Raw genomic sequence first — 15,393 nt, 5'->3', positions numbered from 1 at the left:
GAAGAAACGCGGGCCGCCCCGGGGGGAAATGTTTGTTACAGCCGGAGGCCCCAGAGTGAGTCGGTTTCCCGATCGCGCCACGCGGGGCGGCGGGCGATCGGATCCTGAAGCACGCGGGAGGTCTTCCGACCGGCGACGTGGACGAACGAATCGCAGTTGAGCTCAACCACCTCGAGACCCATGAAATAGGAGTCGTGGAGGGTGAGCACCGATTCGGAACCGAAGGCCGATGCGAGGTGCTCTCGCAGCAGTTCGGTTTCTTTCCTTCCCAGGAACAGGAAGGCCGGTGTTTCGCCGAAGGAGCACTTCGAGCGAATGAGCCCGGAAACCGCGGTGGAGTCCCAGCTGTCACCAAAGGTCAGCTCGGACGCCACCGAGCGGGTATCGGGCAGCATGTTTTTGTGTTCTACTTTCATCATGTGTGGGTGGTGGGTGTGACACTGAATGCCTGAGCACCATACGTGCCGGAATATCAGAATCATTTCACTGAAGGTGACTTTTTTGCCATTTGTGGCTTGATTGGGAACAGGATTCATGTTTATGCGGGATTGGTATGAATGCAGGGCCATTTGATCGGTTGCTGGCCCTGCCTTGCAGCCTGACGGGCTCCATGCTAAGTCGAGCGCGGAATGGCAGGTTACGATCGGGATTATGCGAGAGGGGAGATGAGGCGCGTCGGTCCTCCGCCACTTCCTCCGGTGACGAAGTGGCTACTGATTTTGAATATCGGGATCTTTGTGATCGATGTGTTTCTCAGGCCCAATGGCTACCCTCCCGGTGTCATGAGTTGGGGTCCGCTCAATCGTTGGGGCTGCTTTGCGATTCAGTCGGCTGTATTTGAAGGGAGGATCTGGGAGTTTCTGACCTTCCAGTTTTTGCATGATTCGTTTCTTCACATCATGCTGAACTCGATCGGGCTGTTTTTCTTCGGTCCTTTCGTCGAGCAGTGGTGGGGTGCCAAGAAGTTCATCATCTACTACTTGCTTTGCGGTGTGGGTGGCGCGGTGTTTTTTGTGCTGCTTTACTTCCTGAACGTGCTTCCCAACGCCTCGGTGACCTCACCACTGGTAGGGGCTTCAGCAGGTCTCTATGGGTTGCTTTGCGCGGTCTATGTGCTCGCTCCGGCGGCCCGCGTTCGTCTGCTTTTTCCGCCGATCGAGCTTTCGATGAAACAGATGGCGATGGTGCTCTTTGTGATTTCCGCGGGAACGATTATCGGCGGGCTGGTTTTTCCGGATTCGAGGTTCTTCAACAACGAAGGCGGTGAGGCCGGGCACCTCGGAGGGGCGATCATGGGTTTTGTGCTGATGAAGCATCCGTGGTTGATCGGCTTTGGAAAGCGGGAGAGGAAGATCCTGCGGCCAAAGGAATTCCGGCGACGATTAAGCCCTAAAATCAGGCCTCGGACCGAGGTGGACCTCGATAAGGAAACGGAAGTGGACCGGATTCTCGACAAGATTTCCGCCGAGGGTGCCGACAGTCTGACCGATCAGGAACGCGAGACGCTGGCCAGAGCTGCCAACAAGAAACCATGACCGACGCTGAAATGATCGACTGCCCGGAGAAGGGGCGGCAAATCGACCGGCTCCGGGCCATCATGCATCGCTTGCGCGCGCCGGGTGGCTGCCCATGGGATGCGGAGCAGACGCACGAGAGTCTGGTTTCCAACCTGATCGAAGAGGCTTACGAGACGATCGACACGATCCGTCGTGGTGATTGGGAGCATCTGAAGGAAGAGCTCGGTGACCTGCTGCTTCAGGTGGTTTTTCACGCGGAATTGGCTGCTGAGGATGGGGCTTACGACATCGACGATGTGGCTCGCGGCATTGCTGACAAGCTGGTCCGTCGGCATCCGCATGTGTTCGCGGTGAGCGATGCGAGTACGACAGATGCCGTACTTCAGCAGTGGGACGATATCAAGCGGGCGGAGAAGGGTGACGAGGAGAAGCCGTACCTGCATGGAGTGGGTAAGGGCCTGCCGTCGATGTTGAAGGCGGCGAAGTTGCAGAAGAAAGCGTCGAAAGTGGGTTTCGACTGGCCGGACGAAAGCGGAGTGCTCGGCAAGATCCGGGAGGAGGTCGATGAATTGGCGGCGGAGATGGAGTCCGGCGACACGGCTGCTTTCGAAGAGGAACTCGGTGATCTTTTGTTCTCCGTGGTGAATCTGGCGCGGTTCCGCAAGATCGATCCGGAAGTGCTTTTGGCGGCGGCGAATGAAAAGTTCGAAAGCCGTTTTGCGAAAATGGAGCATGCGCTGAAGGAAGCCGGGTCAGGTTTGGAGGAGGCCTCGCTGGACGAGATGGAGGAGGCCTGGCAGGCGGCGAAGTAGCGGATCAGCCTGTTTTTCAGGATTGGTGGGGCGGGGCTGAAGGGCTTGGAAAGCCCCTTAGGGTATTGATTTTGAGCGAGGCGCAAGAAATGCGCAGTGTCGGCGGAGAAGCGCATAGTAGAAAATGCGCAGGGGCTTTGTGATGCGTGGCGTCCGGCAATTCCGTCGGCTCACTATTAATACAACTACCTGCAAGCCATGAACCAAACCCTTGCCTTTGCCTTTGCTGGAATCTTCGGAGCTACGGCGGTCACCTCGACTGCTGGAACCGTCGCCCCGGAAATTGCTGCACCCGTTCTTGAAGTTACCAACGGATTTGAAGACGCGCGTCGTCCGATCAGTAACCCGACCTTGTTCGACCTCGCGGTGCCGAGCACCAACATTCACGCGATTGCGATGTATCACAAGTTGCCGAACTACGTGAATACCACAATCGGCGGCGTGCCGATGGGAGGGCATGTGGAAATCTACGCGCTGCAGGCTGAATACGCGTTCAATGAGCGTTTCTCACTGGTCGCGACCAAGGACGGCTACGTTCGGATTCGGCCGGATACCCGACCACTCTGGTCGAATGAATCAGGCTTTGCCAACATTGCCGCCGGTGCCAAGTATGCCTTCATCTACGATCCTGCCAATGCCTTCGCCGTGAGCGGAACGGTTACGGTCGAAGTTCCTACCGGCAGTTCGGGCGTCTTTCAGGGAGAAGGAGATGGCGCCATCAATCTGATCGTCAGCACGGTCAAGGTGTGGGACCGATGGCAGGTGGCTGCCGGAGCGGGAGCTCATCTGGAGTTCGACAGCCAGTTGTCGGATTCCTCGTTCTTGAGTGCTCATGTCAGTTACGAGGTCATGCCATGGTTCATTCCTTTGGTGGAAGTGAACTGGTTCCATGTTCTTTCGGCGGGAAGCGGCAATCCCAATTTCTTCCAGCAGGCCGGAGGTGCGGTGCCGGTTGTCGCGACTTTTGAAGGCAATGACCTGTTGAACTTCGGGGCTTCCAATGCCTCGGTGAACCGCGATCTGGTCACGGCAGCCTTTGGTTTCCGTTCGCGCCTTTCCGATAGCGTCGACCTCGGTCTTGCGTATGAGATTCCTCTGACCGATTCCAACGACAGCATCATCGCGGATCGCTGGACGCTCGACCTCGTTTGGAGATTCTAAAGTGTTTTGATCAATCGGCCCCGGACGGAGATTCACCGTCCGGGGCCTTTTTGTGTCCGGAAGCGAAGATCTGTTTTCCTGCTTGGCGGTCCGGGCGGGCGCGACGGCAAGGTCATGCGATCAAGTGACGCCTCGGCGAGGGACTGGGATCGGTCGCTTGGTGGCAGGACCAGTAGCAGGGCTCGTGCACTTCAGGCTTTAGAAAGAGGATCTCAAATCGATGTGGAGGAATGACTGGCGAAAGGAAGCGAGAGATGAAAGTGAAGACACGCTCGTCAATGTGGGGATTCTGACGGATCCATCTCGAAGGGATCGGGCTTGGCTTCCTCTCTAACTGCCTCGCGCTCGGCTTTCCGGGCAAGCTCTTCAAGCGAAGGATACTTGTCGCGGTGCTGCTTGAGAGCGGGTAGCGAGATGACTTTCTCCAAGCCGTTGTCCGGCCCGCCATGGAGCTTGCAACGAAGGCTGAAAATCAGGGGGAAGTCCACTTGCGGTGCGTCCCAGTCCGAGTGGAAAGCGTCGAGCTCCACCTCGATCACTTCCACCCGCTCGCAGTTGATTGGGTCGAAAACCCACGCGAAGCCCTCTTTTACGGCAGCTTCCACTTCAGCCCGGTCGAGCACTTCGTAGTCGCCTATCTTCTCCCAAGCCCGCATCGCGCCGTTCAGGCCGCAGAACTCGCCGCCGTCACCGATGAAAAACATGATGTTGCCGCCGAAGCCGGACCAGTAGGCAGGCAATCCGCCGATCTGCTGGACGAAACGAAGCTGCTGCCCGAAGTGGGCGATAACCTTTTCCTTGGTTATGGGATGGGTTCTCGAAACTCGGCCAGTCGACTCATTCACTTCAAAACCCTCCGGCCAGTCACCCTGCCGATAGAATTCACTTTCATCGATGCCCAGCTTTTTCATCCACTCCCGGCATATCGCCACGCTTTCTTCTTTCGTCGCCAAAGGCTTGACGACAGCCATCTTGTGCTCGTCTCTTTCAAATTCGTCGAACTTGGCGACGCCGAAGAATATATAGCGGCTGATCGGAAACCCGCCACCCGCCACCCACGGGGGCTTGGTGGATGCGTAGCTGATGGCACCCGGTTCATTCGAGCCATGCCTGCCGGGCTCAAGCTCCTCGCGAACAAAACCGCGCCGTTGCGCCTCCTGTTTCACGAGAGAAAGGTCCAGCGGCTTGATCACCACCTTACAGACTGGCGCGGGTTTGTGGAACCACGGGCTGTCGGTGCTCCAGACGACTTCGCGGAACTGCAAATGCGCGGGTTTGCGTGAGCCCAACGGTCGTTCAGGCACTAGGCTAACAGATAGCTCCTCCGCGGCGGCAGCAGCGAAAAAACCAGTAGATAAGATAGCGATAAATGTCTTCATCAGTTGGGGAAATCGCGCTCTTCCAATGCAGATTGTGGGGCATTGGCAGGAGGATTACCGATTTTCTCATGCTTCACGCCATAGATGGTGTCATCTTTGCACGCGGGCCAGTAAACCGCCCGGGCGATTTTTCCTTGGTTCTTGTTGTCCGATCTGTCCCAGACGTGCCCCCAAGCGTTCACTACGGTCCCATCACGGAACTGCTGCCCATTGATCCTGTTAACCAACGCGTCACTGAGAAGTGTGCCCATTCCCTTTTCCAGCCAGATCTTGGAATTGTAGCCGCAGAGGACATGAAGTTCGGGACCGAAGGGAAGTGAGCCGTTGGCCTTACAGGCGTCGTAGATTGCATTGCCTGTAACATCTAGCAGGGGGTTGCAGGTCATGAGGAACATCCACTTCAGTTTGCTTCCTGTGGTTCCGTACTTCGGCATTACCGCGCTGCCCACCCAGTGCGCAGCACCAGTCGCCGTGTTGGTGACAAGGGGAAAATAATGCTGCGGTGGGCGGGGTATTGCCATCGACCCAGCCTTGGGCTCACCTTTACATGCGACGCCGTGTCCGAGGAAAACTCCAATCTCGTAGTCATTGAACGGATTCTGGCCTGCAACGAAAGCTGCGACCGGATCCGGCACGCTGTCATTGTACCTGGCACCGCTTTGCCACTGACGGATCCTCCATTTCCCAGTATTCCCAAGTCCGAACACCTTTCTTCCTTGGTCGTCTTTCGCCCTCCCTTTGATTTCCTCGACGATGTTGGTAATTGATCCAAGTCGCTCCCATGGCCCCCAAGCCGAATGGATCGATGTATTGACATGTGCGGTGCCGTCCCAACCATTCCCGGATGTTAAAAAATCGTGAGCCCAAGTCGGAAGGAATTGGCTCGCATACGCGTTCCAGGCAGGGGGTGCCGCTAGACCCTCGGGGATTTTCGGGACCGTGGTGAGTCCCTCCATGAGGCAGAGCGCTTCCCATGTCCTTTGGCCGGCGGCGACCGTGTAAGTACCGCCATTGAAGCCCCCGCCACCGAAATTCAGCTCGACGCTGTACGACCCTCCGGCCACCGGGGACCCATTATAGTCAGTCCCGTCCCACGCCTGGCGGAATTCTAACGGATAGTCGTCGAGCCCCCATTCCCACTCGCGAACAAGGTTCTGCTCCTCATCAAGGATCTGCACTGAGCCGGCCCCTTGCGGATCATATGGGATGTCAACGGCAATCTCGGTTAGCGCGGGCAAATCAGGATCGTCGGCAGCGATTTGAGTTTCGGAGACGCGGAACGCGACAGCTTGATAATTCTGACCCAGGGAAAACGTCGTGGAAGGACTTCTCAGAACGCCGGATCCAGACTGGCCGAATGCAGCCGTGGTTTCCCCGTCCGCATGGACCAATGCATGAATCGTGTGAGATCCTTCTGAAAGGCTCCATTGGTAGATGGGACCGGAGAAAACTTCTGAAGTCCCCGTGGCTGCGCACTGGGAATGGACTTCACCATCGACAACAAGCTCAACTCCGCTCGCGGAAACCCCGGCAGGAAGATTGACTGTAACGAGGTAGGTGTGTGGAGCACCGTTGCTCAAAACGGGTGTCAATGTCGCTCCGAAAGTCGAGATCCCGTCGCCGCCAGAAGGATCACTTGGAATCGTGTCGAGAACGTCGCTTTCGGTCACCCGGTAAAAGCGCTTTTGAGCCAAGGAGAGTTGTCCCCAGGTTCCTACCCCGCCCATTACCGGCAGCCGCTGTCCGCCACGATGCCATTTTTCGAGGTCATTCGACCATTCCACGTCGTAGAGCTTTTCGTCCTCCCCCTCCCAAGCGAATAAGAAGTTCCCGGCCGACAAGCGCTCCGCGAAGATGATCTCCGGTCCGCCTGCGGTCGTGCAAAACATCTGCCGACTTGGGTCGGAAGAAAGATCGGGGAAGTAGAACGAGGTTTCATCTCCCGTATATTCACCACTGTCCTCCGGGGCGGGTTTCTCAAGCTCTCGCTCTTCACCTCGTATCAGAACGCCTCTCGAATCGAGCAGTTCTTGATAGCGGGATACGACCTTTGCGTCGTTCTTGCGCGCCGCTCGGTAGGCTGCGGCACGGGCAGTTTTCACCTCCTCTGGCGTCAGCTTACGAATCGGGACATCCGCGCCCCAAGGATTTCTCATGTCCAACATCTCTTCAAAGTTCGAGATGCCGTCACCATCAGCATCGCCCGTGGGATCGGGCTGCAGATGCCTGAAAAAATTTCTACCGTCACGGGAAAAGCCGTAAACCAGCTGCCAAAGGTCGTCCCATCCGTCACGGTCGAGATCATTCTTAGGCGCTCGACCCAGTTCTTTGATTAGTTTTTGGATCTCGGGTGGAAGAGGTCTTTGTAGGACGCCGAATCGGTAGGACTTTTCTTGAGCGGTAACAGTCGGGTCGGTCTGGCCTTGAAGCGATGACGCGGATTGGCAGATAAAGAGAAAATAAAGGAAGAATTTCATGGAAGTCGTAGGAGCTGCATTCGTTGGATTCGGCCGGACTTACCAAAGAAACAAAGGGCGCGGACTTGACCACGCCCTGCCATCAGGCACCTCCAAGCGCCTCTCAGAAAAGACGCGACAAGCCGCGCCGATTTGGCGCGACAGCTCTGTCTTTTCCGAGGGCATGAAGAACTTGGAGGTTTCGATGGCAGCCCAGCAGCTTTTGGTCGCAAAAGCTTTGTTGTTTGTTTAGTAGATGCGTCATGAACGCATTACGACGGTATTCAACCACCCGCCCCCTCCGTTAGCGAGGTCGGAGTCGGGGCGTGACGAGACTTGGGAAAACGGGTCGGGGAAAGAATCTTGTAGTATCCGCCCGCTGCCAAAGGCTTGGTTATGGGCGCTGAAGTTAAGGTGGCTAGGGAAGCTAAGGTGGTCAGGGCATCCGTCGTCCTTCTCCATATTCCGGCTTGGCGGAAGTCTCCGGCCGGGTAGTTTTCCGGCCATGCGAGACAAGGCACTTTCCCTATTGAAGGAACTCACCGAAGCGCATTCGGTGCCGGGTCATGAAGACGAGGTGCGTGCGATCTTTGTCGATGAGCTGAGCGAGACCGGTGAGCTTTCGGCGGACGGCAACGGTTCGGTGTTCTGCGACTGTGGCGGTGAGGGTCCGCGGGTGCTGGTGGCTGGCCATATGGATGAGGTTGGCTTCCTTGTGCAGAGCATCACGCCGGAAGGTTTCCTGCGCTTTGTGCCGCTCGGCGGGTGGTGGGAGCATTCCTTGCTTTCCCAGCGGGTCGAAGTGCGCACCAAGAGCGGCGATAAGATCGTGGGGGTGGTGGCTTCGATGCCGCCGCATTTTCTTTCTCCGGCGCAGCGACAGCAGGTGCAGAGCATCGATCAATTGTTCATCGATGTGGGAGCTTCATCGTTCGATGAGGTGGTTCATGATTTCGGGATCAATCTCGGCGATCCGGTGGCGCCGGTGAGCGCTTTCACCTCGATGGCCAAGGATGACATCTACATGGCAAAGGCGTTCGACAATCGCGTCGGCATGGCCGGGGCGATCCATAGCGGATTGCTGGCGGGGGCGACGGACAATCGTCTGATTCTCGGTGGCACGGTGCAGGAGGAGGTCGGATTGCGTGGTGCGAAGTCGGCAGCCAATTTCATCAAACCGGATGCGGTGGTGGTGCTTGAAGGTCCGCCGGCGGATGACACGCCGGGCTTTCCACGGATGGAGTGTCAGGGCCAGCTTGGTGCCGGGGTGCAGATCCGGATGTTCGACAGCAGTGCGATTGGGAATCCGCGTTTCGCCGAGTTCGCGATCGAGACGGCGAAACGGGAGGGAATTCCGTATCAGGTCACGGTGCGCCGCAGTGGTGGGACGGATGCGGGTTCTTTCCATCTTGCGAATGAGGGGATCCCCTGTGTGGTGCTCGGTGTTCCGGCCCGCTACATTCACTCGCACAATGCGATCATTGATCTGAATGACCACCTGCACATGGTGGCGCTGGCGACGGCGCTGGCGAGGCAGCTGGATGAGAAAGCGGTGGGCGAGCTGACACGGTATTTGTGAACAGGAGGTGGCACGCCCTCGTGCCACAAAGGGTTGGGGTGTCGAGGTGTCCGACGTAGAGCGACGTGGGCGTCGCTCCTTCCATGTGCCGCTTGCCGCTGGCGGGGAAATGGTGTGAGCTTCGCCCGTGTTCGCCATTTATGTTCATGACCTGAGTCCGGTGATTTTTCGGATCACCGATCAGATCCAGTTGCGCTGGTATGGACTGGCTTATCTCGCAGGTTTTCTGGCCGGAGCCTTCCTCTTGGAGCGGCTGTCGCGGCGGAATTTGTGGGTGCTGCCGCCGGGGTCTGCGGGTGACTTCATTTCGGCAGCGGCGATCTTCGGGGTCTTCCTCGGGGGGCGGCTTGGCTACATGCTGTGGTACTGGCCGCGGGAACACGGCTGGGGCTGGATTACCGAAGATCCTTTGGTGATTTTCCGGGTTTGGGAAGGGGGCATGGCCAGTCACGGCGGGGTGCTGGGTCTGGTGGTATTCACCTGGTTCTATTCGAGAAAGAAGAAGGTCTCGTGGACCGGGCTTGGCGACGGGCTTTGCGTGGTGGCACCGCTGGGTTTGTTCTTCGGTCGCCTGGCGAATTTCATCAATGGCGAGCTCTACGGACGGACGGCCGAGGGCGTGGCCTGGGCGATGAAATTTCCGGCGACACTGGTGGACCGGAAAATGATCGAAAACGAATCATTTGGTCCCGCGATGTTGGCTGCGGCTGAAGTCGAACCACGGCTTGTGCCGTACTTGGGAGCGGACGGAATTCCTCGGGATGCTTCGATCTATCAGGCGGCGATGTCGTTTCAGCAGCATGTGCCGTTCGGGAGTGCTTCCAATCCTGAGATCACCGTAGCGCTTGAACCTTTTCTCGAAGCCCGTCATCCGTCGCAGCTCTATGAAGCCCTGCTCGAGGGAGCGCTACTGTTTGCGATTCTATGGTGGGTAAGAGTAAGGTATCCCCATGCACCGAACGGCCTTCTAACAGGTTTGTTCTTCGTGCTCTACGCGGTCTTCCGGATCATTTGTGAGCAATTCCGGGAGCCCGACTCAAAGATGGTGGGAGCGATGACCAGTGGACAATTCTTGTCGCTCTTCATGATCGCGGCAGGCGCGGTCTTTATCGCAGTGGCCGTGAAGAAGGGGCCCACCAAGACGCTTAACGCGGAATCTTGATCTTCTGGCCGATTCGAATCGTCGATCCCTTGATCCCGTTTGCCCGCTGGATCGTTCCAACGCTGGTACCGTATTTCTTCGCCAAGCCGTAGAGGGTGTCTCCTTTCCGAACCGTGTGAATGGTGGAAGAGGGTTTTGGTTTTGGCTTGGGTTTGACGACGGGCTTTGGCTTCGGAGTGGGATTGCTGATGGTGGTGGTCGTAGGTCTTGCCGCCACCACCGGTGGCGTGTTGTTGCTCGCGACTTGAGGTGGCTTTTGGGGCGTTGTCGGCGTCGGAACCGAGCGGCCATTCCATTTCGAAGGGTTGTCGGCCCACGCTTCAACGTAGTTTCCCCGGCTGTCGAAGGGGCCGGTGCCGGTCGGATTCTCCGCGGTGCTGAAAGTGCCCTGACACGCGACGAGGCCAAGGGCGGTCGCGGCTACAAGCAGGGAATGGAGGCACTTCGGCATGGGCGGATTATGCGGGTTCTCCAGCACTTGGCAAAACATCATTCGGGAAAGTTAACTTTATGCGAATGAAGATGGTAGCGCTGCGAAATCTAGTCTCTGCGCTGATTTCAGACCTTCTTGATGTCAGCCAGCGCCCGCGTTCCTTCCCAAACGAGGGCTCCCAGCCCGGCCGGTAGAGCGCCGTTCGTCGTAGTGGGGCACCTGCGGCCCAGCGACTTGAGTGGCGGATTCTCGAGCTTCAAGGTTCGGCTTTCCGGCCGAACACGGTGACGGTATCGATTCCGAAGCCTTCCTCCTCCAAGGTGAAAGCGGCGTTGTTGGTGTCCCGGAGTCGGAGTCGGAGGTCCCACTTATCGGAGACGCCGAGCACCTTGCCGTTGACCGGGTAGCTGACGGAGAAGGGGGTGAGCAGTGAGCCACCGTTGCCGAGGACCAGGCTGCGCTTGGGGGAGACGATACCGGGGGTGTCGAGGGCGTCGTTGAGCCAGGCGACGAGGTCGGCTTCGACGGTGGTGATCGCGCCTGCCGCGCGGTCGCTCCATAGGAATCCGGAATAGGTGACGCGGGTCACTTCGATCTCACTTTCGGCAACGAGGGCGGTTTGGAGTTGGGTGCCGAGGGCCGTGGCTGGCATTTGACCACCACTCCACGCGGTGATCGGATCGTCGAAGCTGAAGCTGCCAGCGCTGCTGATGATGCCCGAGTTGCCGCCCATGTAGGTGGCGTCCAGAGGGGTGGAGAGTTCGGAGAGCTTGACGGGAGCCAGCGAATTGCCGCGGAAAGTCCAGATGGCCAGCGGCACTTCACCCGAGACTTCCCCGGCGAGGCGGAAGAAACCGCGACCATTCTGAAAGACGGATGGATCGAGGCGGAGGGTGTAGTCCACTTTATCACCACAAGGTCGGCTGAAGGATTCCGCGACAGCATTTCCAATCACGGACTTGTTTGTGCCGACGATGGAGAACATCGGAGCGAAAGGAGTGGTGAGATCCGGTGAGTATTCGATCGCAAGTTCGGCGTTGCTGTTGATATGGCGACTGCTGAAATCCAGCAGCGGCGTGGCGGGGTTGGTAGTGTCGTCGTGGGAAATGGTGATTCCCGCTTTGGCATTGCCGGTGCTGGCTGCCATCAGTTGGTCGATGAGGTCCGGGGTGCCGTTGTTGGAATTGTCCTCATCAAGCAATGCGGTCCCGCCGGGCGGCACGCTCAGCGTGTCTTCAAGGCGGGCGTCGAAATTCGAAGCGGTCTTGAAGCGGAAAGCGAAGGCGGCTTCGCGGACGGAGGCGACATTGCGGATTGTGCCGCCGTCGTTGTATTTTGCCCAACCGGTATCCCAAGTCACGTAGTAGTGTGCGCCTGGTTCGAGAGTCGGGAGATCGGTGAAGGTGATGCTGGTGCTGCCTTGGGCGGGATGGTTCTGGTCGGGATCGGCCTCCCAAAGAATCTCGGGGCTGCCGTAGCGCTGCAGGCGGATCTTTTTACCGACGGTGTCGTTGAAGTTGACGGCTCCTTCGAAGGTGAAGCTGAGGTCGGTGTCGAGCGGGACGTTCCCCGCCATGTATTCGGGGTTCGAGCTCAGCAATCCGTCCCTGATCCGGTCAAAACCCCAGCCGCGATGGGTGTCACCGGGAGGCAGGTTCCAGACACCGTTTGGTGAACCTGGAGGCGGATTGGCGGAAAAGTGCGCGTCCCACTGCGCGATCAGGGAGTCGCGCAGGGCGGGGCGCGCGCCGGCGAGGTCGTGATGCTCGCCTGGATCTTTGTCGACGTTGTAGAGTTCCCAGGGGCCGTCGGCATAGCGAACGATCTTCCAGCCATCATCGAGTAGAGCTTTTGAGCGGGAGTCGTAGTGGCTGATGAAGAAATCGCTTCCGGCAGTGGAGTTCGCATCACTGAACAGAGGGGCGATGCTTTCGCCCATCAGGGGGGGCAGGTTTTTCCCGCCGTAGCTGGAAGGATAGCTGGCTCCGGCGAGTTCGAGAAAGGTCGGGTAGAAGTCCCAGAGGTTGCTTGCTTGGTGAAGAATGGTCCCGCCGGGCAGACTGATTCCAGCGGGCCAGTGGGCCACGAAAGGGCTACGGATTCCTCCGCCGAAGCTGGAGTGCTTATAGGAGCGGAAGGGCGTGTTTTGAAGGGCTCCCCAGCCGTAGCCGGTATTGAAGGTGGCGTTGGACGAGGGGTCCCACGGCAGTTCACCCCGGGTGGTGTGGAGGCCGGCGTAGGCACCGCCGTTGTCGGAGCAGAAGATGATCAGGGTGTTCTCAAGGACCGAGTCGTCGGTGCCGGGGTTGCCATCGGGATCGGCAAGGAAGTCAACGATGCGTCCGACGTTCTGATCGACGCTGTCCATCATGCCGGCGTAGGCCGACATGCAGAGTGTCTCGAAATCCTTCTGAAGCACCCATTCGTCGGGAGAAGTCTCGGGGAGGAGACTCCAATCCGGGACTTCGGTTCCGACTTCCGCCAGTTTCATGTCCGCCGGCACGAGGTCCATGGCTTTTTGGCGGGCGAAGCGTTCTTTCCGGAGTTGGTCCCAGCCCGGTCTGTAAATATGATGATCGTAGTACTTGCGGACCTCGGCTTCCCGGGCCTGAAGTTTGCCGTGAGGCGCATTGAAACAAACCCATGTGAAGAAGGGTTTCTCCTGAGTCAGTGCTTCTTCGATGAAATCGATGGTGTGGTCGGTGATGGCATCGGTCGCGTAGAAGCCGGGGGGGAATGAATTGAAGGCGGCATTGTCGAGGCGCCAGGTGCCGTCACCATTGAAATTATCGGTCGCACCCCCGCGGAATCCGAAGAAGCGGTCGAATCCGTAGTCGGTGTTGGGGTTTCCGGTGTTGAGATTACTGAAGGCATGGACCTTGCCGGTGATGCTCGTATGGTATCCGGCGTCGCGCAGGAGCTGGGCGAAGCTCAGGCCATTGTTGATATTACCATAACCCGCGGCGCTGTATTCCATGCCGGCGAGCAGGCTGGCACGCGAGGTGACGCACATCGGGGTCACTCGGAAATTTGTGAGCCGCAGTCCGGCTTCTGCCAGGCTGTCGATCCGTGGGGTTTCGATCTCGCCGCCGAAGCAACCGATGTCGCTGTAGCCCATGTCATCGACGAAGACGAAAACGATGTTCGGTTGGCTGGCTTGAAGCGGCCCGCAAAGCGCGGCGAGTAGCGTGCTCAAGGCGAGCAATGGGGTTTTGCGAATCACAGGGTTTCGGTGGGTTTTCAACGCAGGTCAACGAAGGGGAAGGCCTGTCCGGGAGCTGCTGGATCGAAGCCGGGATTTGGTGCGGGGAAGTAGGGTGCGGCGACGTTGTCCTTCAACCAGTTCTTCAATTGTTGATGAAGTGCCTTGGTCAATTCGGGCTTTTGAGCGGCTAGATTGGTCTGCTCGTAGGGATCGTTCGGGATCTCATAGAGCTCCAGGCTGCCGTGCCAGTCCCAGATGAGTTTGTGGTCACCGACGCGGATGGCGGAGTGAGGTGTGAGCGGCGTGCCGTGGTCCGGATGTTTGACGATCACGTTGAAGGGGTAGTGCCAGTAGAGCGTGCGTGCGGGTTGCTCTTTGGTGGGGTTTTCAAGGAGGGGCACGGCGCTCTTTCCATCGAGATCTTCGGGCAGCGGGTTGCCGGTCAGTTCGGCAAGCGTGGGGAGGAAGTCGGTGGCATCGATGACTTGGTCACACCAGGTTCCGCCGTCGAACCGACCAGGCCAGAGGATGACGGTGGGGACGCGGACGCCGCCTTCGTAGAGGCAGGCTTTCCCCCCTTTGAAGGGTTGGTTGTCGGTTGCGACGGGATTGGTGTATTCGACGCCTCCGTTGTCGGAGGTGAAGATCAGGATGGTGTTGTTAGTGAGGCCGGTTTCCTCGACGGTGCGGCGGATGTCGCCGATGGATTGGTCGAGGTGGGCGAGCATGGCCGCGTAGGTTGGGTTGTCGTGGCCGAGATGCCCTTTCTGGGGTTTGTTCTCGAATTTGGTGATGCTTTCGGGTGGTGCTTGGATTGGGGTGTGAACGGCAAAGGGGCAGTAGTAGAGGAGGAAAGGTTTGGCGCCGGCAGGCCGTTTCGCCTGTTCGCGGATGTAGTTGCAGGCGCGGAGGCTGAGGTCGTCGGTAAGGTAGTCTTCACCACTTGGCTTGCCCGCTTGGCCGATGCGGTACTCGCCCGGTTGTTTTGGGAAACTCGGCTTGCGATTGTTCCACGAATTCTGCCAATTGAAGTAAACGGAGCCACCTGCATCGTGGAAGGCAAGCTCGCGGAATCCATGAGCTGAGGGTTGGAGCTTGGAAACTCCGTGGCCGCCGAGATGCCACTTTCCAATTAAGGCGGAGTCATGGGTGCTCAGGACTCTTGGCAGGGTGGGTATCGTTGGGTCGAGAGCGGTATTGGAGTTTGCGTTGATCCAGGCCTGTGGGGCCTTGATGGCGTCCTTGTGAGCGAAGGCGTCGTGAGGATTGGCTCCTTCGGGAACGGTCATTCCCTGATTGAAATACGTTTGGGTGTTCGGTGTGGCGGTTGTTATGCCAAGCCTGGAAGCAATCCGTCCGCTCAGAATCGCGGCACGGGTTGGGGTACAGAGCTGGTTGGCGTAGGATTGGGAGAAAGGGATGCCGTCTTTCACCAGCTGATCGAGATTCGGAGTCTCGTAGAACAGCTTGTCGGGATCTTCGCCCGTGAAGTGACTGGCAAAGGCGTTGATGTCGGTGATGCCGAGATCGTCCGCGAGGATGAAGACGATGTTGGGTGGCGTGACTGCTGTTTCGGCATTCGCAGGATGATTCGCGATCGAGACGAGCAGAGTGAGAGCTAGAAGAAGTGTCCGCATGGTTTTTTAAGGAGCTTGGTTGAACTGGAGGAGACTACCCCTTCAGTGTACA

11 protein-coding genes are annotated in these 15,393 nt (G+C 58.1%); 5 read left to right on the top strand and 6 right to left on the bottom strand.

Annotation, left to right across the window (positions count from 1 at the left end; translation table 11 throughout):
• Nucleotides 1-35 precede the first annotated feature (35 nt).
• Nucleotides 36-419 carry a hypothetical protein gene (locus WBG04_RS04195; protein ID WP_424313126.1) on the bottom strand — a complete coding sequence of 128 codons (384 nt, stop codon included), beginning with the start codon at nucleotides 417-419 and terminating at the stop codon, nucleotides 36-38.
• A 279-nt stretch (nucleotides 420-698) separates the two neighbouring features.
• Between WBG04_RS04195 and WBG04_RS04190 the strand changes: the two genes are divergently transcribed.
• From WBG04_RS04190 to WBG04_RS04180, 3 genes are all read left to right on the top strand, one after another.
• Nucleotides 699-1,535, top strand: coding sequence for a rhomboid family intramembrane serine protease (locus WBG04_RS04190; protein WP_424313125.1), 837 nt, complete (start codon nucleotides 699-701; stop codon nucleotides 1,533-1,535).
• On the top strand, nucleotides 1,532-2,329 hold the full coding sequence (gene mazG, locus WBG04_RS04185) for a nucleoside triphosphate pyrophosphohydrolase (protein ID WP_424313124.1): 798 nt from the start codon (nucleotides 1,532-1,534) through the stop codon (nucleotides 2,327-2,329). Before WBG04_RS04190 ends, mazG begins: the two co-directional genes overlap by 4 nt.
• Nucleotides 2,330-2,527: 198 nt before the next feature.
• The gene (locus WBG04_RS04180; protein ID WP_424313123.1) at nucleotides 2,528-3,490 is read left to right on the top strand and encodes a transporter; all 963 of its coding nucleotides are present in this window, start codon (nucleotides 2,528-2,530) and stop codon (nucleotides 3,488-3,490) included.
• 275 nt (nucleotides 3,491-3,765) lie between these two features.
• On the opposite strand, the gene WBG04_RS04175 is transcribed toward WBG04_RS04180, so the two are convergent.
• Both WBG04_RS04175 and WBG04_RS04170 read right to left on the bottom strand, forming a co-directional pair.
• Nucleotides 3,766-4,869 (bottom strand): hypothetical protein, encoded by a 1,104-nt coding sequence (locus tag WBG04_RS04175; RefSeq protein ID WP_424313122.1) that lies wholly within the window; start codon nucleotides 4,867-4,869, stop codon nucleotides 3,766-3,768.
• Nucleotides 4,869-7,346, bottom strand: a complete 2,478-nt coding sequence (locus WBG04_RS04170; RefSeq protein ID WP_424313121.1) for a hypothetical protein — start codon at nucleotides 7,344-7,346, stop codon at nucleotides 4,869-4,871. The genes WBG04_RS04175 and WBG04_RS04170 overlap by 1 nt, the downstream gene beginning before the upstream one ends.
• Before the next feature lie 484 nt (nucleotides 7,347-7,830).
• On the opposite strand from WBG04_RS04170, the gene WBG04_RS04165 reads away from it, so the two are divergent.
• Both WBG04_RS04165 and lgt read left to right on the top strand, forming a co-directional pair.
• Nucleotides 7,831-8,904 carry a M42 family metallopeptidase gene (locus WBG04_RS04165; protein WP_424313120.1) on the top strand — a complete coding sequence of 358 codons (1,074 nt, stop codon included), beginning with the start codon at nucleotides 7,831-7,833 and terminating at the stop codon, nucleotides 8,902-8,904.
• Between the two features lie 127 nt (nucleotides 8,905-9,031).
• Entirely contained in the window at nucleotides 9,032-10,066 is a 1,035-nt protein-coding gene (lgt, locus tag WBG04_RS04160; RefSeq protein WP_424313119.1) for a prolipoprotein diacylglyceryl transferase, read from the top strand.
• Here lgt and WBG04_RS04155 read toward each other — a convergent pair.
• The 3 genes from WBG04_RS04155 to WBG04_RS04145 all read right to left on the bottom strand — a co-directional run bounded on the left by WBG04_RS04155 (nucleotide 10,050) and on the right by WBG04_RS04145 (nucleotide 15,341).
• Entirely contained in the window at nucleotides 10,050-10,517 is a 468-nt protein-coding gene (locus tag WBG04_RS04155; RefSeq protein ID WP_424313118.1) for a LysM peptidoglycan-binding domain-containing protein, read from the bottom strand. The genes lgt and WBG04_RS04155 overlap by 17 nt on opposite strands.
• 238 nt (nucleotides 10,518-10,755) lie before the next feature.
• A complete protein-coding gene (locus WBG04_RS04150; RefSeq protein WP_424313117.1) occupies nucleotides 10,756-13,722 on the bottom strand; it encodes a sulfatase-like hydrolase/transferase in 2,967 nt (988 codons plus the stop codon).
• Between the two features lie 17 nt (nucleotides 13,723-13,739).
• Nucleotides 13,740-15,341 (bottom strand): sulfatase, encoded by a 1,602-nt coding sequence (locus tag WBG04_RS04145; protein WP_424313116.1) that lies wholly within the window; start codon nucleotides 15,339-15,341, stop codon nucleotides 13,740-13,742.
• Nucleotides 15,342-15,393: the final 52 nt, after the last annotated feature.

The sequence above is a fragment of the Haloferula sp. genome (assembly GCF_049672945.1).
Lineage (GTDB): Bacteria > Verrucomicrobiota > Verrucomicrobiia > Verrucomicrobiales > Akkermansiaceae > Haloferula.
Note: the sequence above shows the minus strand (reverse complement) of the source record. Positions and strands in the feature narration are given on the sequence as shown.

What these genes read in the sequence shown, in the direction of transcription:
- WBG04_RS04145 (WP_424313116.1), bottom strand. Translation starts at nt 15,341, where the DNA reads ATGCGGACACTTCTTCTAGCTCTCACTCTGCTCGTCTCGATCGCGAAT.
- WBG04_RS04175 (WP_424313122.1), bottom strand. Translation starts at nt 4,869, where the DNA reads ATGAAGACATTTATCGCTATCTTATCTACTGGTTTTTTCGCTGCTGCC.
- WBG04_RS04180 (WP_424313123.1), top strand. Translation starts at nt 2,528, where the DNA reads ATGAACCAAACCCTTGCCTTTGCCTTTGCTGGAATCTTCGGAGCTACG.
- WBG04_RS04165 (WP_424313120.1), top strand. Translation starts at nt 7,831, where the DNA reads ATGCGAGACAAGGCACTTTCCCTATTGAAGGAACTCACCGAAGCGCAT.
- mazG (WP_424313124.1), top strand. Translation starts at nt 1,532, where the DNA reads ATGACCGACGCTGAAATGATCGACTGCCCGGAGAAGGGGCGGCAAATC.
- WBG04_RS04195 (WP_424313126.1), bottom strand. Translation starts at nt 419, where the DNA reads ATGATGAAAGTAGAACACAAAAACATGCTGCCCGATACCCGCTCGGTG.
- WBG04_RS04170 (WP_424313121.1), bottom strand. Translation starts at nt 7,346, where the DNA reads ATGAAATTCTTCCTTTATTTTCTCTTTATCTGCCAATCCGCGTCATCG.
- WBG04_RS04155 (WP_424313118.1), bottom strand. Translation starts at nt 10,517, where the DNA reads ATGCCGAAGTGCCTCCATTCCCTGCTTGTAGCCGCGACCGCCCTTGGC.